Here is a 17,687-nt window from a genome sequence, read left to right as displayed (position 1 = left end):
TCCTATATAATAAATCTGTTGTAAAAATCTAAAATCGGAAAAGGAGCAAAAAAGTGAAGCACTCATTATGGCATTCTACAAGAATACTTTTATCAGCTATTTTAGTTTTAGGTTTATTAATCAGCCCTTTAAGCAATCTGGCTAAAGCGGAGACATCAAGTTCAAACACTTTAAAGATTAAAATTTTGGAAACTACAGACATTCATATGAGTTTGAATGACTATAATTATTTTTCGGATGAAGCATCAAAAGTCGGCCTTGTTCGTGTCGCAACTCTGGTTAAAGAGCAGCGAGCATTAAACGGCAATACACTTCTATTTGACAACGGCGATATCATTCAGGGAAATCCTCTTGGTGATTATGTTGCTGTGGAAAATCCTATTACTAAAGATGAAACACATCCTGCTATTACATTAATGAATGAAATGAAATTTGATGCTGCAGCACTTGGAAATCATGAATTTAACTATGGTCTAGATTACCTTGATCTTGTGTACAGCAAAGCAAACTTTCCATATTTAAGTGCAAACGTTGAAAAAGCCGGTTCACCTGGAACACCGAAATATAAGCCTTACGAAATTCTAGACAGAACATTTAAAGATGAAAACGGAAACAATGTAAATTTGAAGGTGGGCGTCATCGGTGTGGTTGCTCCACAAATTATGCAGTGGGACAAAGCCCATCTTGAGGGAAAAGTTGACACATTCAGCGCAGTAACAGCTGCAGAAAGATATGTTCCTCAAATGAAGAATGAGGGTGCAGATATCATTGTTGTATTGTCTCATGGCGGACTAGATCCGAAGGAATTGCAAAGTGAGGAAAATCAAGTATACGAGTTATCAAAGGTTAAAGGAATTGACGCGATACTTTTTGGTCACACTCATAATACTTTCCCAAGCGCTAATTTTAAGGATGTCCCGAACGTTGACGTTACGAAGGGAACAATTAATGGCGTGGCCGGCGTTCAAGCAGGTGTTGACGGATCACACCTAGGTTTGATAGATATGACTCTTGAGAAAACTGATAACGGCAAATGGACTGTGAAAAACTCCCAGTCATCCGCACTACCTGTATCAGATGTAAAAGCTGATGCTGAGCTATCTGCAAAAATTAAGAATTATCATGATGCTGCAGTTGCATATGTCAATCAGCCTGTTGGTAAAACATCTTCCAGAATTCACAGCTATTTTGCACGTGTGCAGGATGATCCATCTATTCAAATTGTGACAAATGCACAAAAAGAATATGTGGAAAGAGAAATTCAAAAAACAAACTATAAAGATCTTCCAGTTCTTTCTGCTGGTGCACCTTTCAAAGCCGGAAGAAATGGAGCAGATGACTATACATTTTTTGAAGCAGGAAACATTGCCATTAAAAACGTTGCAGATCTTTACAAGTACAGCAACACTGTAGCTGCAGCCAAGTTAACAGGTGCTCAGGTAAAAGAATGGCTTGAATGGTCAGCAGTTCAATTCAACCAAATTGATCCTGCTAAAACTGAAGAGCAGGCACTAATCAATCCTGATTTTCCAGCCTTCAACTTTGATGTTATTGACGGCGTTACGTATGAAATTGATGTAACACAGCCGGCAAGATATAATGTTGCAGGAACTGAAATTGTTAACCCTGCTGCCAACCGTATTAAAAACCTGCAGTTTGACGGAAAACCAATCAATCTTCAACAGGAATTTATTGTTGCAACAAATAACTACCGTGCTAATTCAAAGATTGCAAATCCTGACGGAAACAATATTATTGCCTCTTATCCTGATGAAAATCGCCAGGTTGTCATCAACTATATTATTGAAAAGAAGAATATTGATCCAGCAGCAGACAATAACTGGAGATTTTCAGCAATTACCTCTCCGGTAAACGTTACTTTTAACTCTTCTCCTAAAGCAAAAGATCTGCTCGCAGATTATAAAAACATTCAGTATGCAGGGGAAGGTACTAACAATTTTGCAAAGTATACAGTAAACTTCAGCCGTGCTGAGGAAAAACCAGGAAGAGTTCTGCCTGAAGTAAAGGTGAAAGAGCCGATTGCAAGAGCAATCATTAAAAAGGCAGTAGAAATTGTCAAGATTGATAAAGACGGAAAAGAAACGAAGTACAAAACTGCTCTGCCGGGCGAAGCATTAAGAGTATTCGGCCATAACAATGGACTGATCAACGTTGGCGGAGACTACTATATCAAAAATGACCGTAATTTTGTAAGTCTCTATTCTGGAAGAGTCCTGATCAGAGAGAATCGGAACATGTTCACTCCTGATGGAAAACTTCACCGCGTTCTTCAAAAGGGCGAGGCTGTTAAAACTTACGAAATACAATCAGACCGTTATCAAGTCGGAGGCGGTTACTATGTTCTTTACAATAAAAATGCTGTTTATTTTGAAGGTATGGTCAAGATGAATGCAGACACTGCATTGATGGATGCATCCGGAAAAGTCAGCAGACAGCTTAAAAAAGGTGAACAGTACCGTGTGTATGGAGTGGAAGGCAATAAATTGATGGTAGGCGGCGGATATTATATCGTTGCGGACAAATCAAAAGTTGCTTACTCTAAAAACTAATAAACAGCGGCTCAGGAATTTAAGCTGCTAGCTAAAGATGATCTCTGTATGTTTGCAGAGATCATCTTTTTTTACAGCGACGGAGAATGAATATGTTCATAACAAAAAGGCCGGTCGCTCCTGCGTCCGGCCCTTTTCCTCTTTACCTGCTCTGCTGCATAAATGAGAGTACTTCCAGGTCAAGATAACCTTCTTTCTGTTCTCTCATCTCAAAATTTTCCGTATGAAGGTATGTTTTGTATGTTTCAAGAAGCAAGCTGACATCCGGGTTTGCTGATTTCAGATAATTCAGCCTGAGCAGCTGTTTCACTAGCTCACTCTCAATCTCTCCTTGTATTTTAACAATGTTCTCTTCCTTGGTTTCATGAAAATAGAGCTGATGAAGAGAGAGAAGTCTCTTAAGTTCAGATATTGGTTCCGCATGATCATCTACCCGAAGATCGATATAGCGGTCGTTGAAGCCGCCATAGCCGCCGCCTGCTTTTACGACAGTTAATGATGCAGATTGCTGGCCCCTGCTGTCGCCGCCGGCCGCTTGTCCGCTCTCCAGCGCCGTCAGCAGCCTATGGGCAAGGGTTCCCTCTGTTTCTAGAAAAGAAGTGGCCATTGCATCTACCGTTTCCCTGCTGACCAGGATGTTTCCTTGTGCTGCAAAGTGCCTTCCTGCTGTTCCGCCTGCCCAGTTGTAGCATTCTTTACCTGTATATGTAGCTGAACCCCCCTCTGCATCTACAATACCAAATTGCCGGAGCTCTCTATCCGGGTCGTCCTTTGTTAAGAGAAGAATGATATCCTCTGCTTTTCGTCCTTCCGCCATTAGCTGCAAAGCACTTGGTCCATACGACGTGTTTGCATAAGACTGTGTAGCAATTGCACCTATTTCAGCACTTGCAAACGGAACAACTGCGCCCACTGCTAAAAATTTGGACTGTACAGCTATTCCCCATTCTCTCTCTTTTGGATCATATCCTACTATTGAATAAGTCATTATTATCACCCTACTTCATTATAAATTCAGAATTGTGAAAAATAAACTATTTTACTTTTGACTGACTAGTCAAGCCAATTTGTTTTTCAAGGTATAATGATACTGTAAATTATTAGGCTTAATTTATTGACTGACTGGTCATGCCGATTTATAATAGGTAAGTACTTATCATAGAAATGGAAAACAACAGTTTAGGGAAAAACAGATAAAAGGAAAGACAACAAGAGGTGAAAGAGAATGGAACATTTAAGCCATAAAGAAAAGATTACAATTATGGTTGCTATTATCAGTGCGATGTTTTTTGCAGCAGTTAACCAGACTATAGTCGGCAACGCACTGCCGAAAATTATTGCTGAACTGGGCGGGCTGGATTATTACAGCTGGGTGTTTACGATTTACATGTTAACTTCAGCCATTACCACCATCCTGGTCGGTAAACTATCAGATATTTATGGAAGAAAACCGTTTATGATAGTTGGTATCATTATTTTTATGATTGGTGCTTTTCTATGCGGAACTTCTTCTGATATATTTCAGCTGATTACGTACCGCGGAGTTCAAGGACTTGGAGCGGGCTTGATTATGTCCACTGCCTTTACTGCAGTAGGAGACTTGTTTGCTCCTCGTGAAAGAGGAAAATGGACGGGCGCAATGAGTGCTGTTTTTGGTCTGTCAAGTGTGTTCGGTCCAGCGCTTGGCGGATATATTGTTGATAACCTTCAATGGAAGTGGGTATTCTGGGTCTTCCTACCGCTTGGTCTTGTGGCACTTGTGCTGATTTGGAAGCTGTTTCCTTCAGTGGAGAAGAAAGCAGGGGAATCAGTGGATTATCTTGGATCCTTCTTCCTTACTGCAACGATTGTCCCTTTACTGCTTGGTTTCTCGTGGGCAGGGTCAAAATATGACTGGAATTCTGTACAAATTTCCGGCCTTTTCGCAGCAGCCATCCTGTCGCTGTTCATTTTTATTGCTGTAGAGAGAAAAGCACAGAGCCCAATCATTCCATTGCACCTGTTCAGAAACAGCATTTTCACCATTAGCAATATCATTGGTTTTGCAATAGGTGTCGGAATGTTTGGAGGAGCCATGTATATACCGTACTTTGTACAGGGAGTTCTTGGCTTTTCAGCTACACATTCCAGTTTTATTACCATGACAATGACGCTTGGCCTTGTTTTCTCCAGTGCAATTGGAGGGCAGATTATTTCAAGGACAGGTAAATATAAAATTCAGGCGATTATCGGCTTAGCCGTTACTACTGTTGGACTGTTTTTATTTACAACAATGAATGCTGAAACATCTCAAGGAGCTCTGATTTTATATTTGATCTTGGTTGGTCTTGGTCTGGGAATTGGAATGACTGTTTTCACACTGACCATTCAGAATGCAGTTGCTCAAAGCTATCTTGGAGTTGCCACAGCATCAACACAGCTGTTCCGTTCAATGGGGGGCACTGTCGGAGTTGCCTTGATGGGCACAATCCTGAATCAGCGAATGAATGACAGAATTGCTGAGCTTAGCACCGAGATGCAAAGTCAGCAGGCTCCCATAGATCCTCAAGCTGCTGAACAGCTTTCGGCACTTCAGAATCCGCAGCTTTTGCTGGATCACAGTCAGCTAGATGCCATTAAAGAAAACCTGCCCGCTGATATTCTGCCCCTGTTTGAGGCGATGATCAGCGCCCTGCAGGATGCTTTAAGTTTTGCTTTGTCAGGCGTATTTTGGGCTGCAGCCTCCATCATGCTCGTAGCCGTTGTGCTTACTTTTTTTGTGAAAGAAATTCCTTTGAGAAGTGCGATGGATGCAAAGAAACCTGAACAGCACCAGACACATAAAAATAAAGCGGTCAATCAGGAGTAGACACGCTGAATTGCCTTGAAGTTCTGGTTACAGTCTGAGATATCAAGAGCTTTCTCTTGATATCTTTTTTTGTCATAGGCTCTGTTAAACGTTAATGTTGATATTTCATCAAAAGAAAAGAACCCATTTATGAGTTCTCCTTGCAGGCATCTTCTTTAACTAAAGCTCCCCGTTAGTTGAGTAAATTTTTTTCAAGGACGATTTTATGTAATCCTCTTTCATCTTTATAAGTATCAATGACATCAAATCCTTTTTTAATATTCAAAACTAACATACTCCGCCATTTATTCATTGTTTTTGTTTGGACAACGTTATAACCATTTTCCTTTAAATATTGATGTTGCTTTTTCATTAACATAGAAGCAACACCATATTTTCTGTAATTAGTATCCACTCCACCTACCCAACTATAAAATTTATTACAATCAATTTCATATCCAATCTTGTATCCAATAACTTTTTTGCCATCCATCGCAGTAATAACTAACAATTGGGGTTTACTTGTCATCTTGTCAATCAAATCATCAGAAGTACCAAAAATGTCTTTATGAAGTTCTAGAATGCCCTCTAATAAAACAGAATCTGGTATTGAATTAAAAATAGTGTACTCAAAACTCAAATGAAATTCCCCTTTCCTAACAACTCAGAATATATATATTTCTCTATCCTATTAAGACAATCCTTCTTCAACTCCACGTTAGTTTAACAAAAAAAGAGCACTTCTCCTTCTTGAAAAATGCCACCCTTTAATGTAAGTGTATTTATTCACAAAGTTATAAGATTGTATAAAGGTATTTACAAATTTGAACTGTACCACTTAGGTTTAATACTGTTGAAATAATCATGTTCTTTCAATATAATTTCTATTCTTTCTAACGCATCATCAAAGGAATCAGGGTCATAATTTTCAGTCCATACTCTAGTAGAAAATATATTCATTGCAGAATATAGGGAGTATAATCTCCAAAAATAATCTTCTGGTTGACCTAAGAAATAACCATTAATTTGTCCTATAGCAAATGGTACGCTAATTCTTCTGCTAAATAATGATAGATTATAGAAATCATGATAAGGGTCCCCGTAATCGTAACCATTGAAATCAATAACCCCTTTATACTTATTATCTGAAAGTATTATATGTTCCAAATGAAAATGGTCATGTAGTAGAGTGTTAGGTCTATCAGATAATAAATTCAAATTATCTTCAATAAAACCAATGATTTTATTATCTTTATTAAGTTTAAAATCACCTTTCTCATATTCACTTAGGTAATATTTATATTTCTTGCTTTGTATTTCATCCCATTTAGATACATAAGCTGGGGCTTTAATTTGATGAATGTTATATAGTTCTTTACCAGCCTCAAGCCAATTTGATGTTGAATACTATTAGAACATTTTTTAAAGGCTTCAATCGCAGGAATTCCTTCAATATACTCTATTATCATAATACAAATGTTATCATTTATTATTTCACCAAATAAGATAGGTTTTTGTGATTGAATTTTTCTTTTTTCTAACTCTTGAAGCAACTTATTTTCTGATTCTCTTTTTTGGTAATATTGTCAGAAATGCGTAAAAGATATTTGTTTAACCCCTTTATAACTATGTATTTATTATCAGGTGAATAACCCTTTTCTACTTTCTCAACACTAGAATAACCATTGAAGAAAGATATTCTATCTATTACATTTCCAATGATTTTAAGCATTGTCTACCTCCCTGAATACGGACTTTATTTAATTATCGTTGTTTTAAGTATTCTGAACCGTTAGTTGAGGAAGAAAATCAACAACATACATTAACAGAGCCTTGTCATAGGCGCTACCTTCCTGAAATCTTATGACATTTGTGCTACAAATCATGGAGTAAGGCAAAAAAAGGTTTTAGCAGAAGGGAAAATGTGAAAGTAATATATAAAGATACCAATTAGGAGAGCGGAATGATGGCACAAATAAGATTGCTAGGGAAAAGGGAAGAGGTTAATAAGATTATTCAGTCTTTTGAGCAGGATTTTACAATTACTTCCACATCCCGTGAAGTATGCAACTTAAAAGATAGAGAAGAAGGACAAAAGCATGAGAAAGTTTTCCTGGAGGTAGAATTAAAAAAGGATTAAGATGAAGGAGCAGCGGAATGAGCTGCTCCTATTTTAATTCTGGAGGAAATTGCGTTGATACTAATAAAAGCCAGTTCTGAAGAGAAATCACATTTTATGAATTTGATGCTGCTTGCAGATGAGTCAGAGAACATGATTAACAAATATCTTGGAGCGTGTGATGTATATGCTGCATTTGGAAAGGATACAGAAGCCATTGCTGCAGCAGCTGTGCAAAGAAAAGGGGAGAAATCAGCCGAGATTATGAATATGGCGGTCAGGGAGAATCTTCAAGGCAGGGGCATTGGCAAAGCCATGCTGACGAGCCTGCTTCAAGAGCTGAAGAAAGAAAATGTTACAAGAGTCATGGTTGGAACTGCTAACAGCAGCCTGGATAACATTGCATTTTACCAAAAAGCAGGGTTCCGCATGAAGGAAATAAGACGGGATTATTTTCTTGCCTATCCGGAAATCATTGTTGAAAATGGGATTAGAGCATTGGATATGATTGTATTCCAACAGGAAATCTAGCACTTTGAATTCGGCATGGAAAAAAGAGCACTTATTTGTGCTCTTTGACCAGAGGGATAGAAAATTGAAACATCACACCATGAGGGAGATTGGATACTGTAATATCTGCACCATAAATATCTGCGATGCGCTTAACAATACTCAGCCCGATGCCAAATTCCCCGTCACTTCCCTTCCGGAAAGGTTCAAATAGTTGAGGAATCAGCTCTTCATGAATGGGTGGCCCGTCATTTTCAATGGAAAGGATGTTTTTTTCACCAGATGCAAGCGAAATCGTTACTTCCTGCTGTGCATAGCGAATTTGATTTTCAAGCATATTTTCCAGAAGCTTTGTCCAAAGCTCTTCGTCTCCGTAAACAACAGCAGGTTCTATAGAAGTGTTCCATTCCAGTTCAGGGCGAAGCCAGCGGACTTTATCAGTAACCTCATACACTGTTTTTGCTAAGTCAATTTTGCTGTCCGCAACCGGTTTTTCCGCCAGATAATCCAGTTTTGTCAGGTAAAGAAGATTTCGGATCTTCTTTTCAAGGCGTTCTGATTCCATTTCAATTACATTCATCGTGCTCTCCAGATCTCCCTTTGGAAAAATCCCGTCACTCACAGAACTTGCGTATCCGCGGATAACCATGACTGGTGTCTTCAGATCATGTGAGATGTTCTGAAGCAATGCCCGCTGAGATTCGTCTTTTTTGACAAGCTTCCTTCTCATATCCTCAATACTGGCAGCAAGTTTTCCAATTTCATCAGAGCGATCCAGTGATACCGGCTCATGCCAATCCTGCTGGGAAATCCGGTTCACATGAGTTTCAAGCGCCACCAGAGGCCTCGATAAGTATTTCGCAAGCCATAGAGAGGGAATCCAGCTCAGCAGGAATACAATTGCCATGACAATCAGCAGCTGTTTGAACAGGGTAAAAACAAGGTCATTTCTGTAGGAGTCCCACGCGTAAGACAGCAAAAAGGACGGTTCGCCGTTCACACTTATTTTTTTAATAATGAAGTAGAGTGTTTCACCTTCCAGCTTCTCTGAATATCTGGAGTTCAGACTTTCCTGGCTGATTGCCAGCAGCTGTGTTTCTCTTAAAAAAGCTGGTGGAAGGAGCCTTGTATAAAAAGAAAGGGACGGATCTTCCGGAAGAATGATGTGCTGTACAGCCTTGTCATAAAGCTGCGGTTTAATTCTCTCGGCATAAGGATTATCTTCAAGTGTACCGCTCGTCAGAACCGCCTGTTCGTTTTCTATGCTGTTATACAGCGATTCTGTGAAAAAGCTTCTTAATGTGGATGGAAATAGTACGAGCAAAAGGATGGATATCATCAGCAGGATGCCTGAGATAACCGCCCAAATTTGAAGTGCCAGCGATTTGTTCTTCATTCTTTAATCAGCCTGTATCCATAACCATAAATAGTCTCAACTCGAAGTTCAGGCATTTTTTTCCTCAGCCTGCGGACAAGATCATCCACAACCCTGTCCGACCCAAAATAGTCATTTCCCCAGATATTCAGCAGCAGCTGTTCTCTCGCAAAAGCCTGTCCTGGATTTTTTAATAGAAAAATCAGCAGATCATATTCCTTTGACGTCAGGCTGACCTCGCTGTTCTGATAGAATACCTGCCTGACAAGCTCACGAACCTGATAGGGACCAGCCTGCAAAGAAGAGCTCTGCTCCTCAGCCGCCCCAATGCGGGACAGAAGCTTTTGTGCTCTAATGACAAGCTCCCTTGGTAAAAAAGGCTTTGAAATATAGTCATCACTTCCAAGTTCCAAACCGAGCACCCTGTCAATATCAGCATCACGGGCGGATATGAAGATTACGGGCGTAGAGCTTGATACCTGTTTGATCTCTCTGATCAGCTGATAACCGTCAATATCCGGCAGCATAATATCGAGAATCCATAAATCCGGTGGATTCTCAATCATCTGTTGAGCAGCTTCCCCTGTGTGAAAGGCTGTTACATTCCAGCCCTCTTTCCTTAAATAGGAGCTAAGCAGCTCATTTAAATTTTCTTCATCTTCAACAAGATAGACTGTATAAGCCATTGCGCTCACTCCCTTTTTGATCATTATATAATGCACTGCTGACAAATGGCGTGATTTCATAATTTCACATAATTTTTTCATACTTATCCCAAAATCTTTTTCTATAGTAATTGTATCAAAGGAATACGCGGGAGGTTAAGCAGATGGGCTACTATGATGAGAATAGTCAAGATCAGCGATATAAGGAACCTAAAAAACCTTGGAAAACAGTTGGAGTATCACTAATAAGCGGAGTAATAGGCGGAATGGCCGTACTGGGAGCAGCTCCATACATTCAGCCGGAACAGCGTGCTTACTACCCAGCTCAAGAGCAGGTGAAAAGCTCAGGGGAAAGCCAGTCGCTGGCGGCAAACGCTGAGGCTGTCAGCAGCGGCGGCAGCATTGCTGATATTGCAGAAAACCTAACTCCTGCCATAGTAGGTGTCTCCAATCTGCGGCAGAGTTTCAACCAAACAGGACAAAAAGAAAACCTCGAACAGGGAGCGGGGTCAGGGGTAATTTTTAAAAAGGAAGGTGATGCAGCATTTATTATCACAAACAATCATGTAATAGAAGGTGCACAGGGAATAGAAGTTTCATTATCTTCCGGAGAAAAAACAGAGGCAGAACTCGTGGGAAAGGATCCGCTGACAGATCTTGCAGTTTTAAAAATTGATGGAAGCTACGTTGAAACAGTTGCAAAGCTTGGAGACTCAGAAAAGCTGAGAACCGGGGAAAGTGTCATCGCAATCGGGAATCCGCTTGGAATGGAATTTTCCCGGACAGTTACCGAAGGAATCATCAGCGGAAAAGACAGAACTGTAGCCATCAATACCAGCCAGGGGCAGTGGGAGTTGAATGTTATCCAAACCGATGCAGCTATTAACCCGGGCAACAGCGGCGGACCGCTGATCAATATGAACGGTGAAGTAATTGGCATCAATTCCTTAAAGATTAGCCAAAACGGAGTGGAAGGGCTCGGATTTTCCATTCCAAGTAATGATGTTCAGCCCATCGTGGAAGAGCTCCTGCAAAAAGGTGAGATCCACCGGCCATATATAGGAGTTTCTTTGATGGATTTGTCACAAATTTCCCAGCAGTACAGGCAAAGTGAATTAGCACTGCCTGACACGGTCAAAGAGGGCGTTTACATTGAGGGGATAGTCTATCAATCTCCTGCCTCAAAAGCGGGACTGCAAAAGGAAGATATCATTACAGCTGTCAATGGGGAAGCTGTGGGGAGCTCTTCTGAATTCAGAAGAGAACTTTATAAGAATGCTATTGGTGAAAAAATTGAAATGGAAGTGTTCCGCAAAGGTGCTAAACAAACGGTACCCCTCGTACTGGAAGGTCATTCACAATCAAACTCCTAGGAATTCTCTAGTCAAAATAGATATCTAACAAAATAATAGGCTCAAATAAAACAGGTTCTGCCTGTTTTTTTGTGTGAAAAGAGGATTTTTTATTACTCTCGAAGTAGTCTAAAAGAATTATTTTTGTCATATTTGTAACATTTTCGTAAAATTCATTCCTTTATTTTACTTTATAGAATAGAATTGAAGGTGGAAAGCCAAACGATTGCAGAAGGGAGGGGTATTCTTGGAAACATTGTTCAACAGGCTTTATTCGTCTTATCACCAAAATGTGTATCAATTCCTTTACTATATGGTAAAAGACCGTGTGCAGGCTGAGGATTTATCGCAGGAGGTATATATCAGAGTCCTGAAGTCTTACGATAAATTTGAAGGAAGAAGCAGTGAAAAAACATGGATTCTGTCAATAGCAAGGCATGTTGCCATTGACTGGCTCAGAAAACAATCTACAGTCAAAAAGAGGGTTATGGATAGCTTCGACTGGGACCGCCGCCAGATCAAAGATGCTGCGCCCCTCCCGGAGGAAATTGCTGTCCGGGGCGAACAAGTGCAATGGATTTACAATGCTTTACATGCATGCAGTAATGACCAAAGAGCAGTCATTGTACTGCGGTATATTGAACAATTGTCAATTGCGGAAACATCAGAAGCTTTAGGGTGGACTGAAAGTAAAGTGAAAACCACCCAGCACCGTGCCCTGAAAGCGATTAAACACCATCTTTCAGAGCAGGGACAGATGCTGAATGAAGCTGCAAAGTAATTATTCTCTGCAGAGTTATGCAGGTAATTTTTCTGCCTCAGGCTGACTTTCCTCAGGCTTTTTTGCAGCAGGCTTTTTCAGTTTCGGAACAGGGATAATAAAACTGCTCAAAGGGAGCAGCGAAAAAACTGCAATAAAGATAACAGCTATCAAAAGCACTGCTGCAAACATAGCGGGAACATATGTAAAGTCCCAATATTGCTGCGGAAGCTCCCTTGCCATTACATATAAAATCATTGGATGAATCAGATAGATGCCCATGGAATACTTTCCAATCAGAATGAAGAAGCCTTTTACAATTTTTGTAGAAGATATGAGCGAATAAATGCCAACAATGCTAATAGACAAGAGCGGTATATTGATCAGATTGGAAAGACGGCGATTGGATACATATCCATTCACAGTATATTCCAATACTGCAAGTCCACTGATGAATAATGCCAGCAGCAGCATCTTAAAAGGGCGTTTTACAGCAAACGCTGAAATTTCTTCCCAGAAATACGCAAGCAGTCCCCCGAAAGCGAAATAAAAAATCCACACTGGCATAAACGATTTGCCTGCCAAAAATTCTCCGACAGGACCTGATATACTAGGATCAAATCCGTACAGCTTATAACTGATCATAAAAGAAATAAATGCAAAGGCAATCATCATGGTCTGTGTTCTGAAAATTCTTTGGATAATAGGAAAAATGATATAAAATTGTACAACAATAGCAACAAAATATAGATGATAAAATGCATTGCCGCTGAGAATTGTGCCTGCTTCTCCTAGTAAATTCACTTCTCTGCCAGGATTATAATAAGCGAGAAGATACAGATACGCTGTACTCCAGATCAAAAATGGAATGAGAATTTTTGATACCCTCGAAACAATAAACTTTCCCGGCTGAAACCCTTTTCTTTTTACTTGGTAAAAAAGCAGAAATCCGCTGATAACTGCGAAAATCGGTGTGCCGAATCTCCCTATCTGATTCATAAAATACGTAAAAGACGTGTACGTATCATCATTCATTGCATAATTCGTTGCTGATACATGCACGCCTAAAACGAGCAAACAAGCTAAAGCACGAAGAAAATGGATTTCAAACAAATAGTTGTTTTTTGATGGACCGGCTGCTGTGTGAGTAGACATGGAATATCCTCCTGTAGTCATTGTAGGGAAGACGGAGCATGCAGAGGCGAAAGCATAAAAGATAATGATTATAATGGCTGTTTGCCGATGTGCTGTTTCCGCTATCCCGCTTTCATTTTATAAGCAAAATGCCGGCTTGTGTCGACATTTCCCGCAAACACATCTTTGGTCTGTTTTTGTCGGTAAGGTATTTTGGAGTGAAATTTTGAGTAAAGGGCTATAAACTCTGCATTTGCAGCAGCGCCAATAGACTTAGAGAGTGAGCGGGAGTGAAAAATTGGCTGAAAGGTACTCCATTTAAAAGAAGGAGATCATCTGCTGCCCGTTGCAATATGGTAAAAGTCTTGTTTTTTTTCTGTCCATATCAGCTGCAAAGGGGAAACAGGAGGAAAGGCACGTGCTGCTCTGGGGTTATGAGAGCCTTCTTATGGGTATAGTTTTGGAAGAAACTAACTTCAGAAGGAGGAGTTTTATGGATGCAGCAAAAAAACTAATTCCGGTGTTTCTGATTTCGGGCTTAGTGATTTCCGGGTGCAATACATCAGATGATATGACCAGGGATGATGCAGTTTTAGAGGAAAATCAGAGTGAGAGGGAAGCAACAGATGCAGCCCCGCCTCAAAGTGAAACGGCAGAAACAGATGCTCTCCGCTTTAAAGAATTTGAACTGGAAGTAGAATATGAAGATGGTACTTACGAGGCTGAGTATGAAGGAACAGAACTCGGCGAAGAGGGAGAAATTGAAGACGGCTTGAATGGCAGCGAACTGAAAGGCGAGGAAGCGGTTAGTGCCCTGAAAGCCAGACTGGACAATTTGACGATCACTGCAGATTCTCAAGATCAGGAAGTGATACAGGAAGTACTGGAAAAATTTCAGCTTCCTGAAGATTATAAAAGCTTTAAGCTGAAAATCAATTACACAGATGATCGTGAAGTGCGTTACGAAGACTCACAATCATGACAAGCAGCCTCTCCTTGAAAGGGAGGCTGTTATGTTTTGAAAAGAAATTCTGAGTTGTGACTGAAGAATCTGGTGGATGCCCCAAGGGCGGTATCAGCTTCTGGCGGTAAAATGTTTTTCTTGTCTGTTCAACTGCTCTCTTTTGTTTGAAAAGCTTGGTTCATCCGCTCTCAAATGCTTTTGTTCAATTCTTTCGTAAATCTCCTCAAGCGCAGGCTCGTCTTTCAGAATCATCTGCCTGTTGGCTTCCATCCGTTCTTCAAAGCCTTTTTTTCTCAGTCTTCTTCTCATGGCTCAATCTCTCCCAAAGAGTATTTGCTATTCATTATAATAGTCGGGAAAATTGTCGATTAAGTTTCAAACAATTTATGGTTGACAAAAAAAAACAGACGGTGTAAATTAATAACAATTGAATGAACGAAACTTCTTATCAAGAGAGGCGGAGGGATTTGGCCCTGCGAAGCCTCGGCAGCAGATCCGCATGTTTGCGGAAACTGTGCTACTTCCAACAAGCGGTGAGCTTGGCAGATAAGAAGAGTGCGGAATCATTATGATGAAACCTCTTCTTGCTGTATGCAGAAGAGGTTTCTTCGTTCTAAGAACAATGTTTTCCTAGCAATAAAACGCAGCAAAGCAGGTCTGCAAGTTCGCTTAGCAGCCTGTACAACTGAATGAGCTACGCAATCTTATCCAGAGAAGTGGAGGGACTGGCCCTTTGAAACTTCGGCAGCAGACTGTACAGTACTGTGCCAATTCCAGCAAGCTTACAGCTTGAAAGATAAGAGGGACGCAATTTTTTTTCAGCCCTCTTCTTTTTCAGGAAGGGGGTTTTTTCTATGAAAAGGAGGTACAGCATGATTCAATTCAAGGATGTAAAAAAAGAATTTGGCAGCGGAGATACTATAATCAGAGCACTGAATGGAGTGAATTTGACTGTTGAGAAAGGAGAAATTTTCGGAGTAATTGGGTTTAGCGGTGCAGGGAAAAGCACTCTAATCAGATGCGTCAACCTTCTGGAGAGGCCTTCGGACGGAGAGGTGTTTGTAGAAGGGAAAAATCTCCTGTCTCTTTCAAAAAAAGATATTAGAGAAACTAAAAGGAAAATAGGGATGGTGTTTCAGCATTTTAATTTGCTGAACTCCAAAACTGTTTTTTCGAACATTGCTATGCCACTCCTTTTGGCAAACACACCTAAAAACGATATACAAGCAAGAGTAAGGGAATTGCTGAGCTTTGTAGGCTTGGAGGACAAAGCCAGCCATTACCCGGACCAGCTTTCCGGAGGGCAGAAACAAAGAGTCGGAATAGCACGGGCGTTGGCAACCAAGCCCTCTATCCTCCTGTGTGATGAGGCTACTTCCGCCTTGGATCCTCAAACAACAGATTCTATTCTTCAACTGCTCAAAAAAATCAACAGTGAGTATGATATTACAATCCTCATGATTACACACGAAATGAGTGTCATTAAAGAAATTTGCCATAAAGTAGGTGTGATAGAGGATGGAAAAATTATAGAGAGCGGGACAGTATTTGAAGTGTTTACGAATCCCCAAACAGATACAGCCGCAAATTTTGTCCGCTCTGTTCTTCCCGATTCCATACCGGAATCCATTCAGGCACTTGTAGAAAACAGGGAGGGTGACAGCAGGGTATTTAAAATCCAATTTATCGGACAGTCTTCAGGACAGCCGCTTTTGTCTCAGGTAGCTAAGAAGTTTGATGTACATGTGAATGTTCTGCTTGGAAATATTACAGAGCTGCAAGGTATTCCATTTGGAAATCTTGTTGTGGAGCTGCAAGGAAGAGAAAGTGAGATCAGCAGGGCACTTATGTTTATCCATCAGGAAAAAGTGACAGTCAGGGAGGTTCTGCCTCATGCTGGTTGATTTTAGCCAAATTATGGATGCTCTTGTCGAAACACTTGTGATGGTTGGTTTTTCACTTCTGTTTTCAACATTAATCGGGCTTCCGCTCGGCGTACTGCTGGTCGTAACAAGGAAGGGGCATCTGCTGGAAAATCCTTTAGTCTTTAAAGTGCTGAACAGTATCATCAATGTGTTTCGATCAGTGCCCTTTATTATTCTGATGGTTGCAATTATTCCTCTGACAAGACTAATAGTCGGAACATCGATCGGAACATCGGCAGCAGTCGTACCACTGGTGTTTTACGCTGGCCCGTACATTGCTAGATTAATAGAAAGTTCCCTGCTGGAGGTGCAGCCAGGAGTGATTGAAGCTGCAGAGGCAATGGGAGCAACACCTGGGCAGATTATCTTTCGCTTTCTTGTTCCGGAAGCACTCAGTTCTCTAGTGCTGAATCTTACCATCGCCACCATTGGACTTGTTGGAGCATCTGCAATGGCTGGAGCGGTAGGAGGAGGAGGGCTGGGGGATTTGGCAATTACATATGGATATCAGAGATTCGATACCATGGTAATGATTATCACAGTTGTTATTCTTGTTGTCCTGGTACAAGGACTTCAATCTTCAGGCAATCTTCTTTCAAAAACAATTCGAAGACGTTAAGGAGTGGAGAAAATGAAAAAGATACTGGTATTTGTATTGGCAGCTGCATTAGCAGCATTAACAGCATGCGGAAATATTTCTGCAGGAGGAAATGAAAAACAGGAAACAGTTAAAATTGGAGTCAGCGGATCTGATAACCGCATTTGGGATTTTGTTGCTAAAAAAGCTGAAAAAGAAGGAATTACTATTGAAATTGTTAGGTTTTCAGATTATGTACAGCCGAACCTGGCCTTGGCAGAGGGAGAACTGGACGCGAATGCTTTTCAAACCATTTCTTATTTTAATGCGTTTAAAAAGGAACATAATTTAGATCTCGCTCCACTGGCCACTACAGTCATAGCACCAATGGGTTTATATTCAGATAAATTTAAAAATGTGAGTGAAATTCCGGAAGGAGGCAAAATTGCAGTACCCAATGAGGCAACCAATATGGGCAGAGCGTTTCTTTTGCTGCAGGAAGCAGGGCTGATCACATTGCCTGAAGATTTTGACGGCAATGGCTCTCTTGGAATCATTAAAGATAATCCTAAGAATTTGGAGATTGTTCCTGTCGTAGCGGGACAAACGCCGCGGGTCCTTCCTGATGTGGCAGGATCAATAATCAATAACGGAATTGCTGTAGATGCTGGATTTAACCCTACAAAAGATTCGATTTTCCACGAAGATAATACAGCTACACCTTATATTAATATCATTGCAGTAAGATTCGAGGACAAAGAAAATGAAACGTTAAAGAAAGTTGCAGAACTGTATCAGCAGGATGACGTAGCTGAATTTATCAAAAATGAATACAAAGGAAGCACCATACCGACCTTTGTACCGCTAAGTGAAATTGGAGAATAACTAGAAAGGAATGGAGGAGTGAAC

General features: G+C 40.6%; 18 protein-coding genes and 2 riboswitches. Of the genes, 10 read left to right on the top strand and 8 right to left on the bottom strand.

Annotation, left to right across the window (positions count from 1 at the left end):
* The first annotated feature begins 53 nt into the window (after positions 1-53).
* Complete coding sequence (locus tag GJU40_RS07850) at positions 54-2,570, top strand: bifunctional 2',3'-cyclic-nucleotide 2'-phosphodiesterase/3'-nucleotidase (RefSeq protein WP_343031465.1); 2,517 nt, start codon at positions 54-56, stop codon at positions 2,568-2,570.
* Positions 2,571-2,712: 142 nt separating this feature from the next.
* On the opposite strand, the gene GJU40_RS07845 is transcribed toward GJU40_RS07850, so the two are convergent.
* Positions 2,713-3,558: a DUF1028 domain-containing protein gene (locus GJU40_RS07845; RefSeq protein ID WP_154307198.1), complete on the bottom strand. Its 846-nt coding sequence runs from the start codon at positions 3,556-3,558 to the stop codon at positions 2,713-2,715.
* A 237-nt stretch (positions 3,559-3,795) separates the two neighbouring features.
* On the opposite strand from GJU40_RS07845, the gene GJU40_RS07840 reads away from it, so the two are divergent.
* Positions 3,796-5,418, top strand: a complete 1,623-nt coding sequence (locus tag GJU40_RS07840; protein ID WP_154307197.1) for an MDR family MFS transporter — start codon at positions 3,796-3,798, stop codon at positions 5,416-5,418.
* 172 nt (positions 5,419-5,590) lie between these two features.
* On the opposite strand, the gene GJU40_RS07835 is transcribed toward GJU40_RS07840, so the two are convergent.
* The 3 genes from GJU40_RS07835 to GJU40_RS20995 all read right to left on the bottom strand — a co-directional run bounded on the left by GJU40_RS07835 (position 5,591) and on the right by GJU40_RS20995 (position 7,129).
* Complete coding sequence (locus tag GJU40_RS07835; RefSeq protein ID WP_154307196.1) at positions 5,591-6,037, bottom strand: GNAT family N-acetyltransferase; 447 nt, start codon at positions 6,035-6,037, stop codon at positions 5,591-5,593.
* A gap of 176 nt (positions 6,038-6,213) precedes the next feature.
* Positions 6,214-6,750, bottom strand: coding sequence for an aminoglycoside phosphotransferase family protein (locus GJU40_RS21000; RefSeq protein ID WP_343031466.1), 537 nt, complete (start codon positions 6,748-6,750; stop codon positions 6,214-6,216).
* 184 nt (positions 6,751-6,934) lie between these two features.
* Positions 6,935-7,129, bottom strand: coding sequence for a hypothetical protein (locus GJU40_RS20995; RefSeq protein ID WP_246188307.1), 195 nt, complete (start codon positions 7,127-7,129; stop codon positions 6,935-6,937).
* A 231-nt stretch (positions 7,130-7,360) separates the two neighbouring features.
* Between GJU40_RS20995 and GJU40_RS07825 the strand changes: the two genes are divergently transcribed.
* Both GJU40_RS07825 and GJU40_RS07820 read left to right on the top strand, forming a co-directional pair.
* Positions 7,361-7,537: a DUF3970 family protein gene (locus GJU40_RS07825; RefSeq protein WP_154307195.1), complete on the top strand. Its 177-nt coding sequence runs from the start codon at positions 7,361-7,363 to the stop codon at positions 7,535-7,537.
* 54 nt (positions 7,538-7,591) lie between these two features.
* Complete coding sequence (locus GJU40_RS07820) at positions 7,592-8,047, top strand: GNAT family N-acetyltransferase (RefSeq protein ID WP_170289357.1); 456 nt, start codon at positions 7,592-7,594, stop codon at positions 8,045-8,047.
* Between the two features lie 31 nt (positions 8,048-8,078).
* Here GJU40_RS07820 and GJU40_RS07815 read toward each other — a convergent pair whose 3' ends face one another.
* Positions 8,079-9,422 (bottom strand): sensor histidine kinase, encoded by a 1,344-nt coding sequence (locus GJU40_RS07815; RefSeq protein WP_154307193.1) that lies wholly within the window; start codon positions 9,420-9,422, stop codon positions 8,079-8,081.
* Positions 9,419-10,087, bottom strand: a complete 669-nt coding sequence (locus GJU40_RS07810) for a response regulator transcription factor (RefSeq protein ID WP_154307217.1) — start codon at positions 10,085-10,087, stop codon at positions 9,419-9,421. Before GJU40_RS07810 ends, GJU40_RS07815 begins: the two co-directional genes overlap by 4 nt.
* Before the next feature lie 143 nt (positions 10,088-10,230).
* Between GJU40_RS07810 and GJU40_RS07805 the strand changes: the two genes are divergently transcribed.
* Positions 10,231-11,439: a S1C family serine protease gene (locus GJU40_RS07805; protein WP_154307192.1), complete on the top strand. Its 1,209-nt coding sequence runs from the start codon at positions 10,231-10,233 to the stop codon at positions 11,437-11,439.
* A gap of 226 nt (positions 11,440-11,665) precedes the next feature.
* Positions 11,666-12,199 (top strand): RNA polymerase sigma factor SigX, encoded by a 534-nt coding sequence (sigX, locus tag GJU40_RS07800; RefSeq protein WP_154307191.1) that lies wholly within the window; start codon positions 11,666-11,668, stop codon positions 12,197-12,199.
* A 15-nt stretch (positions 12,200-12,214) separates the two neighbouring features.
* Here the strand turns inward: sigX and GJU40_RS07795 are convergent, their stop codons facing one another.
* Positions 12,215-13,333 (bottom strand): acyltransferase, encoded by a 1,119-nt coding sequence (locus GJU40_RS07795; protein WP_170289356.1) that lies wholly within the window; start codon positions 13,331-13,333, stop codon positions 12,215-12,217.
* A gap of 472 nt (positions 13,334-13,805) precedes the next feature.
* Here GJU40_RS07795 and GJU40_RS07790 point away from each other — a divergent pair, with 472 nt between their 5' ends.
* Complete coding sequence (locus GJU40_RS07790; RefSeq protein WP_170289355.1) at positions 13,806-14,294, top strand: YusW family protein; 489 nt, start codon at positions 13,806-13,808, stop codon at positions 14,292-14,294.
* 93 nt (positions 14,295-14,387) lie between these two features.
* Here the strand turns inward: GJU40_RS07790 and GJU40_RS07785 are convergent, their stop codons facing one another.
* Entirely contained in the window at positions 14,388-14,585 is a 198-nt protein-coding gene (locus GJU40_RS07785; protein ID WP_154307188.1) for an FbpB family small basic protein, read from the bottom strand.
* 133 nt (positions 14,586-14,718) lie between these two features.
* A riboswitch (SAM riboswitch) is annotated at positions 14,719-14,829 on the top strand.
* A gap of 148 nt (positions 14,830-14,977) precedes the next feature.
* Positions 14,978-15,079: riboswitch (SAM riboswitch) on the top strand.
* A gap of 69 nt (positions 15,080-15,148) precedes the next feature.
* On the opposite strand from GJU40_RS07785, the gene GJU40_RS07780 reads away from it, so the two are divergent.
* The 3 genes from GJU40_RS07780 to GJU40_RS07770 are packed head-to-tail and all read left to right on the top strand — an operon-like array spanning position 15,149 to position 17,663.
* Positions 15,149-16,180 carry a methionine ABC transporter ATP-binding protein gene (locus GJU40_RS07780; RefSeq protein WP_154307216.1) on the top strand — a complete coding sequence of 344 codons (1,032 nt, stop codon included), beginning with the start codon at positions 15,149-15,151 and terminating at the stop codon, positions 16,178-16,180.
* Positions 16,170-16,820 (top strand): methionine ABC transporter permease, encoded by a 651-nt coding sequence (locus GJU40_RS07775; protein WP_154307187.1) that lies wholly within the window; start codon positions 16,170-16,172, stop codon positions 16,818-16,820. The genes GJU40_RS07780 and GJU40_RS07775 overlap by 11 nt, the downstream gene beginning before the upstream one ends.
* Before the next feature lie 12 nt (positions 16,821-16,832).
* Positions 16,833-17,663, top strand: a complete 831-nt coding sequence (locus tag GJU40_RS07770) for a MetQ/NlpA family ABC transporter substrate-binding protein (RefSeq protein WP_154307186.1) — start codon at positions 16,833-16,835, stop codon at positions 17,661-17,663.
* Positions 17,664-17,687 lie beyond the last annotated feature (24 nt).

It is taken from the genome of Metabacillus lacus, assembly GCF_009674805.1.
GTDB classification, from domain to species: Bacteria; Bacillota; Bacilli; order Bacillales; family Bacillaceae; genus Metabacillus_C; species Metabacillus_C lacus.
Note: the sequence above shows the minus strand (reverse complement) of the source record. Positions and strands in the feature narration are given on the sequence as shown.